16 protein-coding genes are annotated in these 20,027 nt (G+C 42.3%); 5 read left to right on the forward strand and 11 right to left on the reverse strand.

The features are described 5' to 3' along the window. From lpxD to rpsB, 11 genes are all read right to left on the reverse strand, one after another. Nucleotides 1-1,041 (reverse strand): UDP-3-O-(3-hydroxymyristoyl)glucosamine N-acyltransferase, encoded by a 1,041-nt coding sequence (lpxD, locus tag J3455_RS12775; RefSeq protein ID WP_130051022.1) that lies wholly within the window; start codon nucleotides 1,039-1,041, stop codon nucleotides 1-3. 9 nt (nucleotides 1,042-1,050) lie between these two features. Continuing rightward, nucleotides 1,051-1,569 carry an OmpH/Skp family outer membrane protein gene (locus J3455_RS12780; RefSeq protein WP_130051021.1) on the reverse strand — a complete coding sequence of 173 codons (519 nt, stop codon included), beginning with the start codon at nucleotides 1,567-1,569 and terminating at the stop codon, nucleotides 1,051-1,053. Nucleotides 1,570-1,581: 12 nt separating this feature from the next. Next, nucleotides 1,582-4,053, reverse strand: a complete 2,472-nt coding sequence (gene bamA / locus J3455_RS12785; protein ID WP_130051020.1) for an outer membrane protein assembly factor BamA — start codon at nucleotides 4,051-4,053, stop codon at nucleotides 1,582-1,584. A gap of 106 nt (nucleotides 4,054-4,159) precedes the next feature. After that, a complete protein-coding gene (gene rseP, locus J3455_RS12790) occupies nucleotides 4,160-5,512 on the reverse strand; it encodes a sigma E protease regulator RseP (protein WP_178927209.1) in 1,353 nt (450 codons plus the stop codon). A 1-nt stretch (nucleotide 5,513) separates the two neighbouring features. Further along, the gene (gene ispC, locus J3455_RS12795) at nucleotides 5,514-6,713 is read right to left on the reverse strand and encodes a 1-deoxy-D-xylulose-5-phosphate reductoisomerase (protein WP_178927210.1); all 1,200 of its coding nucleotides are present in this window, start codon (nucleotides 6,711-6,713) and stop codon (nucleotides 5,514-5,516) included. Further along, complete coding sequence (locus tag J3455_RS12800; protein ID WP_130051017.1) at nucleotides 6,710-7,576, reverse strand: phosphatidate cytidylyltransferase; 867 nt, start codon at nucleotides 7,574-7,576, stop codon at nucleotides 6,710-6,712. Before J3455_RS12800 ends, ispC begins: the two co-directional genes overlap by 4 nt. 22 nt (nucleotides 7,577-7,598) lie before the next feature. Continuing rightward, on the reverse strand, nucleotides 7,599-8,378 hold the full coding sequence (gene uppS, locus J3455_RS12805; protein WP_349561870.1) for an undecaprenyl pyrophosphate synthase: 780 nt from the start codon (nucleotides 8,376-8,378) through the stop codon (nucleotides 7,599-7,601). Nucleotides 8,379-8,482: 104 nt separating this feature from the next. Then, nucleotides 8,483-9,040 (reverse strand): ribosome recycling factor, encoded by a 558-nt coding sequence (gene frr / locus J3455_RS12810; protein ID WP_054553121.1) that lies wholly within the window; start codon nucleotides 9,038-9,040, stop codon nucleotides 8,483-8,485. A 14-nt stretch (nucleotides 9,041-9,054) separates the two neighbouring features. Continuing rightward, a complete protein-coding gene (pyrH, locus tag J3455_RS12815) occupies nucleotides 9,055-9,804 on the reverse strand; it encodes a UMP kinase (protein ID WP_130051015.1) in 750 nt (249 codons plus the stop codon). A 151-nt stretch (nucleotides 9,805-9,955) separates the two neighbouring features. After that, nucleotides 9,956-10,807 (reverse strand): translation elongation factor Ts, encoded by an 852-nt coding sequence (gene tsf, locus J3455_RS12820; RefSeq protein WP_130051014.1) that lies wholly within the window; start codon nucleotides 10,805-10,807, stop codon nucleotides 9,956-9,958. 103 nt (nucleotides 10,808-10,910) lie between these two features. Then, entirely contained in the window at nucleotides 10,911-11,639 is a 729-nt protein-coding gene (gene rpsB, locus J3455_RS12825) for a 30S ribosomal protein S2 (RefSeq protein WP_054562046.1), read from the reverse strand. A 247-nt stretch (nucleotides 11,640-11,886) separates the two neighbouring features. On the opposite strand from rpsB, the gene map reads away from it, so the two are divergent. The 5 genes from map to J3455_RS12850 all read left to right on the forward strand — a co-directional run bounded on the left by map (nucleotide 11,887) and on the right by J3455_RS12850 (nucleotide 20,026). Beyond that, entirely contained in the window at nucleotides 11,887-12,696 is an 810-nt protein-coding gene (map, locus tag J3455_RS12830) for a type I methionyl aminopeptidase (RefSeq protein WP_256854704.1), read from the forward strand. Nucleotides 12,697-12,708: 12 nt separating this feature from the next. Beyond that, complete coding sequence (gene glnD, locus J3455_RS12835) at nucleotides 12,709-15,327, forward strand: [protein-PII] uridylyltransferase (protein WP_130051012.1); 2,619 nt, start codon at nucleotides 12,709-12,711, stop codon at nucleotides 15,325-15,327. 9 nt (nucleotides 15,328-15,336) lie between these two features. After that, nucleotides 15,337-16,164 (forward strand): 2,3,4,5-tetrahydropyridine-2,6-dicarboxylate N-succinyltransferase, encoded by an 828-nt coding sequence (gene dapD / locus J3455_RS12840; protein WP_167658377.1) that lies wholly within the window; start codon nucleotides 15,337-15,339, stop codon nucleotides 16,162-16,164. A gap of 153 nt (nucleotides 16,165-16,317) precedes the next feature. Beyond that, nucleotides 16,318-16,716, forward strand: coding sequence for a hypothetical protein (locus J3455_RS12845; RefSeq protein WP_130051010.1), 399 nt, complete (start codon nucleotides 16,318-16,320; stop codon nucleotides 16,714-16,716). 199 nt (nucleotides 16,717-16,915) lie between these two features. Next, entirely contained in the window at nucleotides 16,916-20,026 is a 3,111-nt protein-coding gene (locus J3455_RS12850) for an efflux RND transporter permease subunit (protein WP_250661070.1), read from the forward strand. Nucleotide 20,027: the final 1 nt, after the last annotated feature.

Here is a 20,027-nt window from a genome sequence, read left to right on the forward strand (position 1 = left end):
TTATTTGTCTTCAATATTGAGTGACTTTGTCAGTAACTCAAGTGCTTTAATGCGGTCTTTCATATCGCCAAGGTTACGGATATGGGCAATACTACGTCGCCATTCTTTATTGGTTAAATGTGGCAAGCCTGAAGAATAAATTCCAGGTTCTGTGATTGCCTTAGTCACCATACTCATGCCAGTGATTATAGCACCATCACATACGCTAATGTGACCATTAATTGCAACCATGCCGCCAATCTGACAATTCCTACCGATCACTGTGCTGCCAGCAAATACCGTGCAACCAGCAACCGCTGTACCTGAACCGATCTCGACATTATGCGCTATTTGACATTGATTATCGATAATTACATTGCTGTGGATGATAGTATCGTCTAGTGCGCCACGGTCAATCGTGGTAGACGCACCTACCTCAACCTTATCACCGATTATAACTCGACCAAGTTGCGGTATTTTCACCCATTCGCCACGCTCGTTAGCGTAACCAAAACCATCACTGCCCACGACCGTATTCGCTTGGAATAAACAGTCACTGCCAATTTCAACTTCATGGTAAACGCTAACATTTGCCCAAAGCTTTGTGCCTTGACCTATTTTTGCTTGCTCACCGATAAAACAGCCTGGGCCAATCTGCACATTGTCAGCAATAACAGCACCCGCTTCAATTACCACATTGGCTGCGATCGCGACATTATGGCCAATAGAGGCTGAATCGTGAATGACTGCACTTGGGTGAATACCCGACACTGCAGAGCGCGGTGTGGTGTCCATCAATTGAGCGAGCTTTGCGTAACAAACATAAGGGTTTGCAACAACAAGTTTATTACCTGAAAAATACTCAGCGTCTGCTGGTGACAAAATCACTGCACTTGCTTGAGTATCATCTAATTGCGAGCGATATTTCTTGTTCGCTAAAAATGCAATATGCCCATGTTGGGCATTTGCAAGTGTAGATATTTTTTTAATCTCTGTGGCGCCGTCACCTTGAAGGTCAGCGCCCAGAAGATCCGCTATCTGCGAAAGCGTGTAGTTTTGCATATATGATTTCTATTGCTTACTTACTTTTTCAACAACTTTACTTGATAAGTCATCGACAGTTTTAGGGTTAACATAAATCGTTGTTTCTTTAACTTTAACTTCATCGAATTTGCCAGCTTTCGCTACTTCTTCGATTGCATCCAAGATTAGCTTTTGAACTTTAGCTAGTTCTTGGTTTTGACGCATTTTGATTTCTTGCTCTAAAGGACGACCTTTTTCTGCAAGCTGCTGTTGCATACCTTGAATCTTAGTACGTAATTCATCTTTTTGCTTATCGCTCATTGTTGTCGCTTCACGCTTGAACTTTTCAGCTTCAAAACGAATATCACCTTGAAGCTTTTCAAGCTCTTGACGACGCTCAGAGAATTCAGCTTCTAGCGTTTGCTCTACTTTTGCCATTTGTGGGATTTGCTTGTAGATTTCTTGCATATCAACAATACCTACTTTGTGCGCAAATGCGTTAGTAGATAGACCCATAGATAAGGTGGCAAGTAGTGCAAAAGCTGTTGATTTAATTGATTTATTCACGAAAAAACTCCTTTAGAATGTATTACTAATGTTAAAGCTGATGGTCTTCGTATCGTCATCTTCTTCTTTTTGCAATGGATACGCAAAACTGATCAGCATTGGACCCATTGGAGAGATCCATTGTAGAGAAAGACCGGTTGAAACCCTAAAGCGCATTGGATCTGAATAATCATCCAATTTTGCACGCTGATCTGTTGACAGGTTTTGATAACGGTCAATATTAAACTCTGTATCCCATACGTTAGCTGCATCTACGAAGAAGCTGGTACGTACAGAGCTGGTGTTTTCTTCATCTAAGAAAGGTGTTGGAACAATTAACTCCATCCCTGCTACCGCTTTGGCGTTACCACCAATTCGGCCTGCTGTGTAAAGTTGGTCAAATTCTGATGCACCACCAATGCTACCAGTCGTAGTGCCATCAGGTAATGGTGTACCAGGAATATTTTGCGGAACACGCGATACAGCCCGTGGCAAAATCGTATTTCTATCGAAGCCACGTAATTCCATCTCAGTGATTCTGAAGAACTCTTGGAACGGTAGTGTTTGGTCATAACCATTCGTTGTTCCATAACCATTACCATAGCCAAGTGCTGCACGAGTTGAAAATACCCAACGATGGTCATTACTGATTGGCCAGTAGAAACGCGAGTCGTAGTTTAACTTAAAGTACTGTAAATCAGAGTTCGGCGTTGTTGCTGTTAAGTTAAGTGATTGGCGCGAACCTGCTGTTGGGAATAAACCACGGTTAACAGTAACACGTGACCAACCTGCGCTTAACTCGTACTTGGTAAAATCAAAGCCAGCATCTGGATTTTCAGGATCTAAGAAAGTTTCACGAATAACACGTGTTTGCTCATATTCAGCAATATCAGATAACTCTTCTTGCACCCAACGGACACCAAAGTTAATACGGTTTACAGCATCAATTGGGAAGCCAATATTAGTACCAATACCATAACTCTTTGACTTATAGTCGATTAGGCTGAACTTGCTCGCATCATAGTTGCTGTAGAATATACTACTACCTTGCGATACACCGTCTGGAGTAAAGTAAGGGTCTGTGTAAGAAACGCTGACACGCTCAGAACCACGTGAAGTATTAATGTTAAAACCAATTTGGTTACCAGTACCTAAAAAGTTTGACTCACTCACACCAATGTTAAATTGCAGACCCAAATAAGAACCATAAGCAAGACCAGCATTGAAGCTACCTGCAGATTGTTCTTTAACAGTAAAGTCAACATCAACTTGGTCATCAACACCAGGGACTGGAACAACATTGAAATCAACGCTTTCCATATAAGGTAAACGCTGGATTTGTAGCTTAGAGCGCTCAAGGCTTTGGTTTGATAGCCACGCACCTTCAAGCTGTGTCATTTCACGACGTACAACTTCATCAGAGGTATTTTGGTTACCACCCACAATAATACGACGAACATAAACACGCTTGCCTGGGTTTACTGATAACGTTAGCTGAACTTCTTTATTTTCGTCATCAATCTCTGGGATTGTTCGTACTTCAGCATTAGCATAACCAAAACGTGCTAAGTAGCTTTTAATAAACTCTTCAGAAGAAGTAACCACAGAGCCATTATAAAGCTCGCCAGTTTTCAGCGGAATAACACTTTTAATTAGTTCTTCACGACCTAGCAAGTCACCAATAAAGTCAAAGCCTTTAACTTTGTATTTAACACCTTCGGTAATATTCGCTGTAACATAAACAGAATCACGCTCAGGGCTTACTGATACTTGTGTTGAATCGATATTAAAGCGTAAGTAACCACGATCAAGGTAGTAGCTGCGAATTTTTTCTAAATCGCCTTCAATGGTTTGCTTTTGATAACGGTCGCTAGACATGAATTGCCACCACGGCAGATCTTGCTGAGACTCTGCTAACTTAAGCAATTCTTCATCAGAGAATAATTCGTTACCAACTAGGTTAATCTGACGAATTGAAGCTGCATCACCTTCATCAAATTCAAACATTAGTTTTACACGGTTACGTGGTAACTTAATGATGCTTACATCCACTTTTGCATTGTATTTACCAATACTATGGAAAAATTCAACTAAGCCTTTTTCAATGTTATCAAGGACTGTTTTATCAAGCGGCTCACCAGTACGGATATCTTGCTGGTCTAGCGACTCATTTAGCTGCTCATCTTTGATGTCTTTATTGCCATCAAATTCGATCATGCTGATCGTTGGGCGCTCAGTCACTCGGAAGATAACACTGTTGCCATCACGTAACGCTTTAATATTGTCAAAGTGACCTGAACGATAGAGAGCCTTTATGGTTCTTGAAATTGTGTACTCATCAATATTATCGCCCACGTTGATAGGAATATGTGTTAACGCAGCACCGAGTGCAACACGTTGTAAGCCTTCAACTTTTAAATCATCTACAATAAAGGAGTTTTGGCCTAGGGCTGCAAAGCTAGCACCTAATAAACTTGAAACTGCCAAATGTTTTTTTATAGCCATTTTGTTATCTTTATCCTTTACAACTGTATTACCGCTCAACACCTTATAAATTTAACTTTTGCGGTGTTTTACAATCGTGTTCAAATTGGAATTTTTCGCTTATTTGTTATAAACGCGATACATCATTGAACAATGCGAAACATGTTAAAAACAGAAGCAGCAAGGCCCCCACTTTAAAACCAAATTCTTGCGTCTTTTCAGAGACCGGTTTTTTGCGAAAAAGTTCAATTATGTAATACATTAAGTGCCCACCATCTAGCACTGGCAGCGGTAATAAGTTAAATACGCCAAGGTTTACACTGATTAATGCTAAAAAGCTTAAAAATGCAACCAAGCCATAGCTTACGCTAGTTCCCGCACCAACTGCAATGCCCACCGGACCACTTAAATTTTTAACCGATACCTGACCGGTAATTAAATTACCAATCATATCAAAACTAAGAGTAATTAAACGCCATGTTTCGTGTATGCCCAGCACAATACTATCGACAGGGCCATAATGTCTAGTTTCAATATAGTTTTCTGGCCATGGCTCAACCACCGGAGACACACCTAGAAAGCCCTGTGCAACACCAGCATCATTAGTTCTGCTTTGTGGCGTCACTATTAGCTCTTTTATACTATCTTGCCTTTGTACACTAAATTGTAAGGATTTGTTAGGTGATTGCTGAATTAGTGAAACTAACTTGGTCCAACTGCTGATATTTTCACCATTTACGGCAATGATTTTGTCATCAACTTGTAAGCCAGCAGCCTCAGCCGCCGAACCTTTACTGATCATGGCCACTTGTAAAAGTGCTTTAGGGCGAAATGGTACAATACCAATTGAGGTTAATGGCGGAACATCTTGTTGATCTAATTTCCAGCCATCTAGGTTGAGTGTACGTACATGTTTTTGATAATTCTGGTCACGAAGCGTTACCACAACACTTTGTTCACCTAAACGGCTCATTAGCGAGAATGTTGCATCTTGCCAAGTGTTGATATCGTCTTCACCGATTTTGATAATTTGCTGGTTTGGTTCAATATTGGCAGCAGCTGCACGGCTACCTTGCGAGACCTCGCCAACGACAGGTTTTAACGACTGTACGCCCACCATATACATCACTGCAAGAGCAAAAATAGCAAATAAAAAGTTCGCCATCGGACCTGCAGCAACAATAGCAATACGTGCTTTAACTGATTTGGCATTAAATGATAAATGACGCTGCTCTGGCGGAACTTCGTCAACTCGCTCATCAAGCATTTTGACATAACCACCTAATGGAATCGCCGCAATCACATATTCTGTTTTGTGTTTGTCATACCATTTTATCAATGGCTTACCAAAGCCAATCGAGAAACGTAGTACTTTAACACCTGCTTTACGAGCGACCCAGAAGTGACCATATTCATGTACAGTTACTAAAATGCCAAGCGCAAGGATAAATGAACCAAGGTTCCAGAAAAAATCAAACATGCTAGTCGAAGCCTCTTTTTACAAACTCAGTAGCCTTTAGGCGTGCCGCTTGGTCACAAGCTAAAATCTCTTCAAGTGTTTGCACGTTAATGTCTTGTGTAGCATTGAGTGTTTCTGCGTTGATTCGGTAAATATCCGTAAAGCCTATTTGACCATCTAAAAATGCAGCAACAGCTATTTCATTAGCTGCATTTACTGTAGTAGTTGCACCTTGCCCCATTTCACACGCATCAATTGCGAGTTTTAAATTAGGGTATCTCGCATAATCAGGCTTGGTGAAAGTAAAGTCTGCCATTTGTGAAAAATCGAGAGGTTTTACACCTGCATCAACGCGCTCAGGAAATGCTAAAGCATGCGCTATAGGAGTGCGCATATCAGGATTACCCATTTGCGCAAGCACAGAGCCATCTTGATATTGCACCATAGAGTGAATAATGCTTTGTGGGTGAATTACCACTTCAATATCACTAGCATGGCAGTTAAACAACCACTTAGCTTCAATAAACTCGAGGCCTTTGTTCATCATGGTTGCTGAATCAACGGAAATCTTTTGTCCCATTGACCAGTTAGGATGAGCCACCGCTTGTGCAACAGTTACTGATGATAACGTAGCTATGTCGCGCTTTAAGAAAGGACCGCCAGAGCCAGTTAATAAAATTTTACTCACGCCATTGTCAGCCAGTAAGCCCGACGCATTTTGTAGTGATGCTGGCATACATTGGAAAATAGCATTATGTTCACTGTCGATAGGCAGCAAAGTTGCGCCATGCTGTTTAACTTTATCGATAAACAACTGACCCGACATGACTAGAGATTCTTTATTTGCTAACAGCACTTTTTTGCCAGCTTCAACCGCACTTAAAGTCGGGAGCAGACCTGCAGCACCAACTATAGCTGACATCACAGTATCAACATCTGCATGAGCAGCTAGTTCACTCATAGCCTCAACACCCGCTAGCACTTGTGTGTTACATGAACTGTTAGCGAGTAAGTTCGAAAGTGCTGAAGCGGCTTGTTGGTCAGCCATGACAGCAAATTTAGGTTGATGCGCGATACACAGCTCAGCCATTTGATCGGCATTTTTACCGGCTGCTAATGCAAAAACCGCAAAACGCTCTGGGTTTCTAGAAACAACATCTAAGGTGCTTAAACCGATTGAACCAGTTGCGCCCAATACGACAAGTTGCTCTATTTTGCTCATAAACTCAGTGTCCATGCGTAGCAAAGTACAAAAATAGGCGCAGCTGCAGTAAGGCTATCGATACGGTCTAAAATACCGCCATGACCTGGTAAACATGAGCCACTGTCTTTTAAACCAACTTCTCGTTTGAACATGCTTTCGAGTAAATCACCTACCGCTGAGAATAATGCGATAAATGCAGTCATCACCGCATAGATGGGCCAAACACTCATATCAACATTAGTGAAGTGACAAAATATTAAGACAAAAATAACTGAGGCCACGACCCCACCTAATAAACCTTCTATCGTTTTATTAGGACTTACTTTTGGCATTAACTTGCGTTTACCAAAATTTTTGCCGGTAAAGTAAGCACCAATATCAGCGCTCCATACAATTCCTAGCACAACTAAAATCAGCATTGAACCAAAGTGTGTTGACTCGTTGTAACCTGCGCTACGCAGTGTATTTAGTGCAAGCCAAAGCGGTACTAAAGTTAAAAACCCTGCTATGGCGCGCATCACAATACCTTCATTCCATGCTTTTGCCATTGCTGGATAGCGCCAAACTAAATAAGTTGCCACAATCCACCAAGCAAATGACAGGGTAAATAAATAATTTGCATCACCCACTAATTGACCATTTTGCCAAAGTGATTCTATTGGCCAATGCCAGTTAAGTAATGCCAAAAATGCCGCTGTTGCTGCAACAAATCCAAAACGTTTAACTTTATCGCACAGGCCCATAAATGCAGACCATTCCCATGCACCGAGTAAAACAATACCGGCGGCGATATAACTAAATAGTGTTAATGGGGTATAAAAAACCAAAATAAGTGCAAGTGGTGCCAACACGAGCGAGGTTAAAATTCGTTGTTTTAGCAATGTGTGTACCTTCAACTAGTAATTAGGTCTCGGCGAGTAATTGTTTTATTTGTTCGCCTGTACAACCGAATCGTCGCTCTCTGGCAACGTAACATGCGATAGCGTCAGCAAATGCAGCTTCATTGAAGTCTGGCCAAAGCGTATCAGTAAAGTAAAGCTCAGCATAAGCCGCTTGCCATAAAAGGAAGTTACTGATGCGTAAATCTCCACCGGTGCGGATCATTAAATCAAGTTCACCTTGATTGGCCATACTCATTTGTTCGGCCATGAGCTCTTCAGTAATATCTTCTGCGGCCATTTCACCGGCTGCGACTTTTATCGCAAGCATTGTTGCGGCGTTAGTGATATCCCAACGTCCGCCATAATTAGCTGCCACGTTTAACTGTAGACCCGTATTATTACGAGTTAATTCATGGGCTGCATCAACTTTCTCGCGCAGACCTTCTGAAAAGCGTGATAAATCACCAATTATGTTTAGCTTTACATTATTTTTATGAAGCTTTTTAACTTCTTTGCCCAGTACGAATAAAAACAGCTCCATAAGCGTATTTACTTCGTCTTCTGGACGTCGCCAATTTTCGCTACTAAATGCGAATAGTGTTAACGACTGTATACCTAAGCGAGTACAAAATTGCACTGATTGACGAACTGCATCAACGCCCTTTTTGTGTCCGTAAACACGCGGGCGATTTTTCGCTTGTGCCCAACGTCCGTTGCCATCCATGATTATAGCGACATGCTTAGGCAAACTTTGCTGGGAAATTTTATCAGCGTTAAGAACCATAAATATCGAGTATTCCATAAAAAAACGCCGTCTAGTATACCCTAGACGGCGTTTCAAAACTAATAAATTTAGTTGCGCCTGTTTACTTACAGAATCAGTGTCTGAAAGATAAACAGCAGCAATTAGATTTCCATTAGCTCAGCTTCTTTTGCAGCTAATTGTGCATCCATCTCTTTGATGAACTTATCTGTAAGCTTTTGGATCTCGTCTTCTGCTTGACGTGCTTCATCTTCAGAAATATCTTTTTCTTTCAATAAGCTCTTAATGTCGCCATTTGCGTCACGACGGATGTTACGTACAGCAACACGGCCGCTTTCAACTTCGCCACGTACGATTTTGATTAGGTCTTTACGACGCTCTTCTGTAAGTGGAGGAAGTGGAACACGGATAACTGTACCTGCAGACATCGGGTTTAAACCTAAATCTGAAGCCATGATCGCTTTTTCTACTGCTTGCGCTAATGACTTGTCGAACACGCTAATTGCAAGTGTACGTGAGTCTTCAATTGTTACGTTAGCAACTTGGTTTAATGGTGTGTCAGCACCGTAGTAAGACACTTGAATACCATCAAGTAATGCTGGGTGCGCACGGCCTGTGCGAATTTTAGATAATTGACTGCCTAGTGCCGCAACACTTTTTTGCATACGTTCTGACGCATCTTTTTTGATATCGTTAATCACGGTTCAATCCTAATCTATTTGCTAGTTTCATCTGAGGCTTGTGAAGAGATAAGCGTTCCTTCATCTTCGCCCATAATAACACGCTTAAGCGCGCCTGATTTATTCATGTTAAATACGCTTAATGGCATTTTGTGGTCACGCGCCAGCGTAAATGCAGCTAAATCCATAACTTTAAGCTCTTTATCAATGATTTCATTGTAGCTTAAGTGGCGATATAGTGTAGCTTCTGGGTTTTTCACTGGATCATCAGAGTAAACACCATCAACTTTAGTCGCTTTGATTACAGTATCTGCTTCAATTTCAATACCACGTAGACACGCTGCTGAGTCAGTCGTGAAGAATGGATTACCTGTACCCGCTGAGAAAATTACAACGCGGCCAGATTTTAATAGGCTAATAGCTTCTGCCCAGTTGTAAGCATCACATACACCGTTAAGTGGAATAGCTGACATTAAACGACAATTTACAAATGCACGATGAAGTGCATCACGCATTGCCAAACCATTCATTACAGTAGCAAGCATACCCATGTGATCGCCTACTACGCGGTTCATGCCCGCTTCTGCTAATGAACCACCACGCAAGAAGTTACCGCCACCGATAACTAAACCTACTTCTACGTCGAGCTCTACAAGTTCTTTAATTTCTTGAGCCATACGGTCAAGTACTTTTGGGTCGATGCCGAAGCCTTCGTCTCCCATTAATGCTTCACCGCTAAGTTTAAGAAGAACACGTCTAAAAATAGGTTTACGATTGATAGTCATAATATTTGGGCCAGCCTTAGTAATGAGATAAAAAATAACCGCGCTATGGTTACACATAAAACGCGGTTATTTTAAAGAATTTTCATCAGTGACGCAAAAGCTAATAACAGATTAATTTCATCTAATTGGCCTACGTCACTAAGTTAGAAAATTACTCGCCTTTTGCAGCAGCGATTTGAGCAGCTACTTCAGCAGCGAAGTCTTCTTCTTTACGCTCGATACCTTCACCAACTTCTAAACGGATGAAGTTAGAAACAGTTGCGCCTTTCTCTTTAAGAATTTCGCCAACTGATTTTTTAGGTTCCATGATGAAAGCTTGACCAGTAAGAGAGATCTCACCAGTGAATTTCTTCATACGACCGATAACCATTTTCTCAGCGATTTCAGCAGGCTTGCCTTCGTTCATCGCGATATCGATTTGAACTGCTTTTTCTTTTTCTACAACGTCAGCTGGTACGTCTTCTGGGTTTACGAACTCAGGCTTAGACGCAGCTACGTGCATAGCAACTTGCTTAAGTGTTTCTTCGTCAGCTTCACCAACTACAACAACACCGATACGGTCGCCGTGGCGGTAAGAAGAAAGTTTGTCACCGTCGATGTACTCAACGCGACGAACATTGATGTTTTCACCGATTTTAGCAACTAGAGCAACACGAGTTTCTTCGAACTGTGCTTTAAGTGCGTCGATGTCTGCTTTAGATTCTGCAGCAGCGTCAAGAACTTGGTTAGCGAAACCAAGGAAGTTAGCGTCTTTAGCAACGAAGTCAGTTTGACAGTTAACTTCAAGAAGTGCAGCGAAACCGTTACCTTCTTTGATTAAGATTGTACCTTCAGCAGCGATGTTACCTGCTTTTTTAGCAGCCTTTGCAGCACCGCTCTTACGCATGTTTTCGATCGCTAACTCGATGTCACCGTTAGTTTCAGTTAACGCTTTTTTACAATCCATCATGCCAGCGCCAGTACGCTCGCGTAATTCTTTAACTAGGGCAGCAGTTACAGCCATTAGAATATCCTCAATTGAATTCTGTTATAGGGAAGCGGTATAGGCCGCTTAACAAGAATAACAAGTCTTCACCTTAATTAGATGAAGACTTGATGACAGCTAATTACTCAGCTTCTACGAAGTCGTCTTTCTCAGCTTGAGCAACGATGTTGTTCTCACGACCTTCAGTGATCGCAGCTGATACAGCGCCTGTGTAAAGTTGGATAGCACGGATCGCATCGTCGTTACCAGGAACGATGTAATCAACACCGTCTGGGTTAGAGTTAGTATCAACGATAGCAACAACTGGAATACCTAGGTTGTTAGCTTCACGGATAGCGATGTGCTCGTGGTCTGCATCGATAACGAAAAGCGCGTCAGGAAGACCGCCCATGTCTTTGATACCACCAAGGCTCTTTTCAAGCTTTTCCATTTCACGAGTAAGCATTAACGCTTCTTTCTTAGTTAACTTCTCGAAAGTGCCGTCTTGGCTTTGCGCTTCAAGATCTTTAAGACGCTTGATTGATTGACGAACTGTTTTCCAGTTAGTCAACATACCACCTAACCAACGGTGGTTCACGTAGAACTGCTCGCTTTGGATCGCTGCTTCTTTAACTGCTTCGCTTGCTGCGCGCTTAGTACCAACGAAAAGTACTTTACCTTTGTTAGAAGCTGCGTTCGATAAGAACTTAAGTGCTTCGTTGAACATTGGTACAGTTTGCTCTAGGTTGATGATATGAACACGGTTACGAGCGCCGAAGATGAAAGGCTTCATCTTAGGATTCCAGTAACGTGCTTGGTGACCAAAGTGAACACCAGCTTGAAGCATATCGCGCATTGAAACGTTTGCCATTTGTATAATCCTCTATAATTTAGGGTTAGGCCTCCACATATCCCATAGCACCAACACCGCAGTTAATTTGTAACTTAAGTGCACCCAAGTGTATGTGACGATACGTGTGTGTGTTAAAATAAAATTGTGTTTGCCTTAAATACAAAAAATCAGTTAAGAATTTATTTGTAAAAAGACGGCGCGCTTTATACCATATTAAAATTGAAAACTCAACGTCTAGTGCAAAATTTGTGCACTAAAAACTGACCTGAAAAACAACTTTGGAGCCTCAATGAGTGCTGTGATCAAGACCCCTGAAGAAATCGAAAAAATGCGTGTTGCCGGGCGCTTAGCCGCCGAGGTACTAGAAATGATAGAACCGCATGTGGTGCCAGGTGTAACCACAGATGAACTAAATACAATTTGTCATGATTATATTGTCAATGTTCAAGATGCTATTCCAGCACCGCTTAATTATCACGGTTTCCCAAAATCAATTTGCACCTCAGTGAACCATGTAATTTGTCACGGTATTCCAAATGACAAACCGCTTAAAGAAGGCGATAGCGTAAATATCGACGTGACTGTGATCAAAGATGGCTATCACGGTGATACATCTAAGATGTTCCACGTTGGTACACCTAATATTCAAGGTAAACGCCTTGCTGAAATTACCCAAGAAAGCCTATACCTTGCAATTAAAATGGTAAAACCAGGCGTACGCTTAGGTGATATCGGTGCTGCAATTCAAAAATACGCTGAAGGCTTTAACTACTCAATCGTTCGCGAATACTGTGGTCACGGCATTGGCGCTGAATTCCACGAAGAGCCGCAAGTGATGCACTATGGCAAAGCAGGTACTGGCGAAGTATTAAAAGCAGGCATGTGTTTAACAATCGAGCCTATGGTTAATGCCGGTAAACGCCAATGTAAGCTACTAAAAGATAACTGGACTGTAGTAACAAAAGACCGTTCATTGTCTGCACAGTGGGAACATACACTGTTAGTGACTGAAAATGGTGTTGAAATTTTAACGCTCCGATCAGATGATACTATCGACAGGATCATCGAACACTAGGAGCCAGCCCCTGTGGCATTACCCAATAAAGTAAAAAAGTTGCTCAGCCAAGCTGAGCAACTTAGCGATTATCGCGACTGTTCTAGTTATTTTTATAAATGGCTACAGAACGAATTCTCAAAACAACCCGTTAGCAACTTAATTAATGCCCGTGCTGAGTTTATCGACCGCTTATTAATTAAACTGTTTCACGATTACAACCTTGCTCACGAAAGTGACCTAGCCCTCATTGCTGTGGGAGGTTATGGTCGAGGCGAACTGCACCCCTACTCCGATATCGACTTTATGCTGCTAGTTAGCGAGCAACCAAGTGAAGCTGTGTGTGAAAAAATTGGTCAGTTCGTTACCATGCTATGGGACCTTAATTTAGAGATTGGTCATAGTGTTCGTACGATAGAACAAGCATTAGAACAAAAACGCGAAGATGTGACATTTGCCACCAGCTTACTCGAAAGCCGATTAATCTTCGGTAATCATATCGAATTCGAAAAACTAAAAAAACACCTGCTTGATACGCCTATTTGGCGCTCAGACGAATTCTTTTTGGCAAAAGTTCAAGAGCAAAGTTTACGCCATAAAAAATGCCATGGTACGGCTTATAACCTTGAACCCAATATCAAAGAAAACCCAGGTGGCCTGCGCGACCTACAGACCATTATTTGGGTTGCTAAAAAGCACTTTAGAGCCGAAACATTACAAGAACTTATAAATCACGGCTATCTTACTCACGAAGAATACCAAGAGCTGTCTGAATGTTTAGAAAACCTTTGGAACATTCGTTTTGCGCTGCACATCGCTGCGGGTCGCTCTGAAAACCGTTTGTTGTTCGATCATCAACCTCATGCCGCAGAAATTCTCGGCTTTGGTAGTGATGGTAAAGCCTCGGTCGAGCGCATGATGAAACGCTTATTTAGGATCATGAGCCGCGTACGTGAGCTTAACCAAATGCTGCTTTCATACTTTGAGCAAAGCATTTTACCGGGTGCAGGTGAGTTACCTGTGATTGAACTTGACCGTAACTTTGAGCGCATTGGCCATCAAATTCGTGTTAAAAATCCATCGGTATTCTTCCGCCGTGATCAGCTATTTGTGTTGTTCGAACACATTGCTGATAACCCAGAGATCACCCATATTTACCCAAGTACCATACGCACAATGCGTCAAGTTCGCCGTCGTTTACTAGGTGATTTACAAGATTACGCCGCTTGTCGTGAGGCATTTTTACGCCTAATAAAGCATCCTAACGGTATGGGTCGTGCATTTACCCTAATGCATAAACACGGCATTATTGCCGCCTACTTACCGCAGTGGCGTAATATCTTCGGGCAAATGCAATTTGATTTATTTCATGCCTACACAGTGGATGAGCACACCCATAAACTAATCAACAATATTTATAAGTATTTTGATAAATCAAAAGTCAGCGAATTTCCGTTATGCAGTGAAATTGTCACTCGTATGGATAAGCCTGAGTTACTTTATTTAGCTGGTATTTTCCATGATATTGCGAAAGGTCGTGGTGGCGACCACTCAGAACTGGGCTCGGTTGATGCAATCGCATTTGCTAAGCTACACCGCTTCCCAGCATCAGATGGCAAGCTAATTTCGTGGTTAGTGGCTAATCACTTACTTATGTCGGTTACAGCGCAACGTAAAGACATAAATGACCCAGATGTGATCAAAGACTTTGCGAGTAAAGTAAAAAATGAGCGCCAGCTTGATTACTTATATTGCTTAACTTTAGCTGATATTCGCGCAACCAATGATAATTTGTGGAACGATTGGAAAAACACCCTACTTCGTGAGCTTTATTTACACACCCAGCGCGCGCTTCGTTTAGGGCTTGAAAACCCGATGGACCAACGTGACCAGATACGTGATAAAAAGCAGCAAGCCAAACAGCGCTTATTGAATCATGGCTGTAACGAAGATCAAATCGACTTAATCTGGAGCCGCTTTAAAGCTAACTACTTTACAGCCTTTAGTGAACAGCAAATTTCATGGCATACAGAGCACTTATTGAGCTGTGATGATTTAAGCCAACCAAGCGTTGCAGTTTCAAACACTGCAATGCATGGCGGTACGCAAGTCTTTGCCTACAGCCCTTACTCAGGCGGTTTATTCTCTCGTTTAGTCAGTGTAATTGGTTCGAAAAAAGCGCAAATTCAACATGCACAAGTTTTGACTACGAAAGACGGCTACGTGCTATTTAGCTTTGTTATTTTAGAGGTCAATGGTGACCCTATTGCGAGTAATCGAGCACAAGGTATTAAACGTGCATTAGATCTTGCTATTAGCGACCCGAAAAAGAAAATTCGCTTTAAGAAGAATCGCTCACAGCGCTTCAAAGACTTTAATATCAAACCAAAAATTGTGCTTAGACCACATGCTCGTAAAGATCGCAGTTTAATTGAAATTCAAGCGGTGGATATTCCGGGTCTGTTGACGAAAATAGCTGAAGTTTTTCAAGCACACTTATTACATATTCATGCCGCACGGATCACCACTGTTGGTGAGCGTGCAGAAGATTTCTTCGTGGTATCAAATAACGAATACCAAGCATTAACAGACGAAGAACAAGCTAAAATTCATCAAGCATTGCGTAAAAAACTCAACGCAGAAACCGAATAAGAGGATCTTATGTCAGATTTAAAAACCATGATCGAAAACGCCTGGGACAACCGCGATAGCATCAGCCCGAGTACGGTATCAAGTGAAGTAAAACAAGCTATTATCGATGCGCTTGAATTACTTGATAGCGGCGCTGCTCGTGTTGCTGAAAAAATCAGCGGTGAGTGGGTTGTACACCAATGGTTGAAAAAAGCAGTGCTACTGTCTTTCCGTATTCGTGACAACCAGCCAATGAACGATGGTGTTAATCAGTTTTACGACAAAGTACCACTTAAATTTAGCGACTATACACCAGAACAATTTCAACAAGGCGGTATGCGTGTTGTGCCTAATGCTGTTGCACGTAAAGGCAGTTTTGTAGGTAAAAACGTGGTGCTTATGCCGTCTTATGTCAATATTGGTGCCTACGTTGATGAAGGCACAATGGTTGATACATGGGCAACGGTTGGCTCATGTGCTCAAATTGGTAAAAATGTTCACTTATCGGGCGGTGTAGGTATTGGTGGCGTACTTGAGCCACTTCAAGCAAACCCAACTATCATCGAAGACAACTGCTTTATTGGCGCGCGTTCTGAGATTGTTGAAGGCGTTGTAGTTGAAGAAGGCGCGGTTATCTCAATGGGTGTTTACATCAGCCAAAGCACACGTATCTATGACCGTGAAACTGGCGAAATCCATTACGGCCGAGTACCAGCCGGTGCGGTTGTTGTTCCAGGTTCTTTGCCATCAAAAGATGGTTCACACAGCCTATACGCTGCCATCATAGTGAAAAAAGTTGATCAACAAACTCGTGAAAAAGTAGGTATTAATGCCCTACTTCGCTCGATTGATGAATAACAAGACTGAGCTTTAAATTTTAGAGATAAGAAGCGCGATACTAACTAGTTTCGCGCTTTTTTATTATCTGTAATGCAGTGATTTTTAGCTAGTTTATTGAGATACGCTCAAAAATATGTTTTAGTATAAAAAACAAACAAAATAATAGTGAAAATGTTTAAGTCTTTTCGCAGTTTTACCCACACAGAGTTATTTTATTACACAGGATTATTCTATCTTGTGGCAATCTTGCTGTTTGTATCACGTAGCTACCTATACGAGTTGTTTGTAACAGATACAAATTCACATCGCGTTGAGGTCAAAAAACTTGAAGTTGCTTTAACATCACACGTTCACAAAGAATATGTTTTTGATGCATTACAAACAACCCTAGATAGCCTTGCAACCCCAGATCGAGTTGCTGTTAAAATCCAGTGTTATACAACTTTCTGCGATGTTAGTTTCACTAATCCCTTTATCACCATTAATGACCACAATCACTACAGTGCAGAAGTAAAACGTGTGTTTGAGCAAAACGTTACCAACCTGCTTCGAGAAGATACTGCCGACTAGTTTCAGGCTTTTTAGTTAAAGCTTAGGGCTTAAAACTTAAAGCTCCCCTTGTTAAATTGTTACATCTTATTTCAAATACACATTTTATCGCGTAATTAAGGCCATTCAGCGTTACTTCTGACATACATTTCCTTTACCTCACTGGCACTTTTTTTACATCGCACTACAATGCACACAAACTGATTTTGGAACACACACAATGAATCTGACACGTAGTTCGCTGAAAAACCCTGCGAGTGTTATTGTCATCTTGGTGTTGATTATGTTGTTTGGCATGTTGAGCATTTTTAAGCTGCCAATTCAGCTCACACCAGATATTGAGCAACCGCAGATCACTATTTTTTCTGGCTGGCGCCAAGCTGCGCCTGAAGAGATTGAATCGGTGATCATTGAGCCGCTCGAGAACGCAGTAAAAAACACCCCGGGTGCGCTAGAGGTTAATACTTACATTAACCGTGGTAATGGCTCTATCACGTTGACTTTTGCTGTTGGGCAAAACATGCAGCAGGCAATGCTTGATGTGTTAACTAGCCTTAACCAAGCGCCGCCCCTGCCATTAGATGCATTTGATCCTGTGGTATTTGCTGGCGGTAATAATGGTGAAGCCGCAGCAACGTTACTGGTCACCCCGAAAGACTTTAATAGCGACAGCCTTGATTTAGACATGGCGCAGTTCCAAAAACAAATCGATGAATTTGTTGAGCCCCGTTTGGCACGTATACCTGGAGTTGCCCGTGTTGATTTAGCCAGTGAACGACCAAAAGAATTACGTATTACCTTTGACCCTCACAAAGCCGCCGCACTGGGCGTCAGCCTTGACCAAATCAGTAATGTATTAGCCAGCTCACGCGATACTTCCGGTGGCCTAGCTAATGTTGGCCGTCGTCAATATACAGTACGCTTTACGGGGCAATATGATTTATCGAGCATGGCACAAATGCGCGTTGGCTATTCAGGCGACAGACCCATTTACCTTGGCGATATAGCAAGTGTAGAACGCACTTTTTCTGACCGTTTAGGAATGAGTGGCCGAAACGGTAAACCTGCGTATTACATTCGTATTTCGCGCGCTAACGAAGCCAATACCGTTGCCCTACTTGACGACATTAACCTTGCCATTAAAGAGCTCAACGAAGGGCCGCTGGCCGAAAATGGCTTATCGATTGAATTAAGTTTTGATGCCTCTGTGCATATTCGTAATGCCTTGTCGTTGGTTAAAAGTAACTTAGGCCTAGGTGTTTTGCTGTCGTGTTTAATCTTGTGGCTGTTCTTTAGAGGCTTAAAAGCCACGTTTGTGATTGCAGCGACAATTCCTGTCTCTTTGTTAGTTGCGTTTTTAACGTTGAATATTTTTGATCGCAGCTTAAATGTTATTTCACTGGCGGGCCTTGCCTTTGCTGTAGGCTTAGTACTTGATGCCGCCATCATAGTGCAAGAAAACATCGCAAGACTCAGAAGCGAAGGCTTTGATAGTAAAAAAGCCGCGCTAAAAGGCGCTGCTCAAGTAACAGGCGCTTTATTTGCTTCAACCACCACCAGCGTTGCTATTTTCTTGCCTATTTTATTTATGGCAGGTATTGAAGGGCAGTTATTCTCTGACTTAGCGCTCACTTTATCCATTGCTGTAATTGCCTCTATGATTTGCGCAATTACACTTATTCCGTTGGCTAACCACTTTTGGCCAGACAAAGAGCTCAAAGCAGATCCTTATCGTGAATATTGGCACAAGCTAACTAACTTCATCATGGCGCTTACCAATACCCGCGTGAAACAAATAGTATGGATTGTTTCGTTATTAGGTGGCTCACTCGTCGCGACCATGACCATGCTCCCGAAAACTGATTTTATGCCGCGTGCACCAACCGATGGCTTTTTCTTTAACTTGAATACCCCGCCTGGCGGCAATGTGCAGTTTATGGAAGAAGAGCTACTGATGCGTATCAAAAAGCGCTTAATGCCTTATTACACAGGCGAAAAAGAGCCGGGTATTAAAGACTTTAACTTTTATGCGTTTGGTTCTAATGCTGGCGGCTTTATTTATTCTGCCGATCCACAACGCGTTGAAGAATTAATGAAAGTAGCCCGAGAAGAAATCTTCATTGATTTACCCGACACCCAAGTATTCTTCTTTAGAGGGTCGATGATCCAAGTGGCCAATGGCGGTGATGGTCGTAATATCAATATAGATTTAACAGGCCCTAATATGGATGAGCTCATTGCAGGTGCTAATGTGGCGCTACAAGCTGTCACCGAAGCTATGCCGAACGCCACAGCCAGGCCACAACCACGACTCGATATGGCTGAACCTGAGCTTAGACTCACACCAAATGACCGTCGTATAACTCAAGCTGGGCTAACTCGTCGTGATGTATCTCAAGCAGTGCAAGCCTATACAGGCGGGTTATTTGTTAATGAATACTTTGATGGCAACGAACGCATGAATGTAATTTTGCGCGGTATTCCATGGCAAACACCTGAGGAGCTTAAAGCACTTCCTATTGTGACCCCGCGTTCAGGTATTCAAACCTTAGGCGAGCTTGCCAATATTGAACGCACCGTGGGACCAACCCAACTTAGACGTGTTAATGGCCGCCGTACCGTGAGTATTGTTGTCACACCACCAGCAGATATGAGTTTGCAGCAAGCACAAACCATTCTTTCTGAGCAAGTTATGCCAAAAGTACGTGCAAGTTTGCCCGACAGCTCCGGCGCGATTTTGGCAGGTAATGCACAAAAGATGAATTCAGCCATGCAAGAGATGACAATCAACTTTATCTTGGCTCTGTTTATTTTATTCTTGCTAATGACCGCATTGTTTAAGTCAGCCAAAGATAGCGCGTTAGTTTTACTGGTCATGCCATTGGCAATTGCAGGCGGTGTACTGGCTCTATTTGTGCTTAACTTATTTACCTTCCAATCGCTCGACTTACTGACCATGATTGGCTTTATTATCTTGCTCGGTCTGGTGGTAAATAATGCCATTTTGTTGGTTGACCAAACCCGTGTCGCGATGGCTGCAGGACTCAGCCGAGAAGACGCTGTTCGCCAAGCTGTGCTACTGCGCGCACGACCCGTTTACTTAAGTACCTTAACCAGCTTATTTGGCATGCTGCCACTGATGCTAATGCCGGGGGTAGGATCAGAAATTTACCGTGGCCTTGCCACTGTGATTGTCGGTGGCATGGCCATTAGTGCCCTATTCACCTTGATATTAATGCCAAGTTTATTGCAACTTGGCAGACAACTGCCGCCCGTTAATAACAAACAGCAACCAGAAAAAACGCCTTTAAGCTTGGTATCGAATCAATGAG

Source organism: Pseudoalteromonas sp. NFXS39 (assembly GCF_040148775.1).
In the GTDB taxonomy this organism is placed as follows: domain Bacteria; phylum Pseudomonadota; class Gammaproteobacteria; order Enterobacterales; family Alteromonadaceae; genus Pseudoalteromonas; species Pseudoalteromonas apostichopi.

Excerpts from the sequence above, each read along its gene's own strand:
- ispC (WP_178927210.1), bottom strand. The coding sequence starts at position 6,713 with ATGAGCAAAATAGAGCAACTTGTCGTATTGGGCGCAACTGGTTCAATC.
- bamA (WP_130051020.1), bottom strand. The coding sequence starts at position 4,053 with ATGGCTATAAAAAAACATTTGGCAGTTTCAAGTTTATTAGGTGCTAGC.
- pyrH (WP_130051015.1), bottom strand. The coding sequence starts at position 9,804 with ATGACTATCAATCGTAAACCTATTTTTAGACGTGTTCTTCTTAAACTT.
- J3455_RS12845 (WP_130051010.1), top strand. The coding sequence starts at position 16,318 with ATGTTTAAGTCTTTTCGCAGTTTTACCCACACAGAGTTATTTTATTAC.
- rseP (WP_178927209.1), bottom strand. The coding sequence starts at position 5,512 with ATGTTTGATTTTTTCTGGAACCTTGGTTCATTTATCCTTGCGCTTGGC.
- lpxD (WP_130051022.1), bottom strand. The coding sequence starts at position 1,041 with ATGCAAAACTACACGCTTTCGCAGATAGCGGATCTTCTGGGCGCTGAC.
- rpsB (WP_054562046.1), bottom strand. The coding sequence starts at position 11,639 with ATGGCAAACGTTTCAATGCGCGATATGCTTCAAGCTGGTGTTCACTTT.
- dapD (WP_167658377.1), top strand. The coding sequence starts at position 15,337 with ATGTCAGATTTAAAAACCATGATCGAAAACGCCTGGGACAACCGCGAT.
- tsf (WP_130051014.1), bottom strand. The coding sequence starts at position 10,807 with ATGGCTGTAACTGCTGCCCTAGTTAAAGAATTACGCGAGCGTACTGGC.
- uppS (WP_349561870.1), bottom strand. The coding sequence starts at position 8,378 with ATGGAATACTCGATATTTATGGTTCTTAACGCTGATAAAATTTCCCAG.
- J3455_RS12850 (WP_250661070.1), top strand. The coding sequence starts at position 16,916 with ATGAATCTGACACGTAGTTCGCTGAAAAACCCTGCGAGTGTTATTGTC.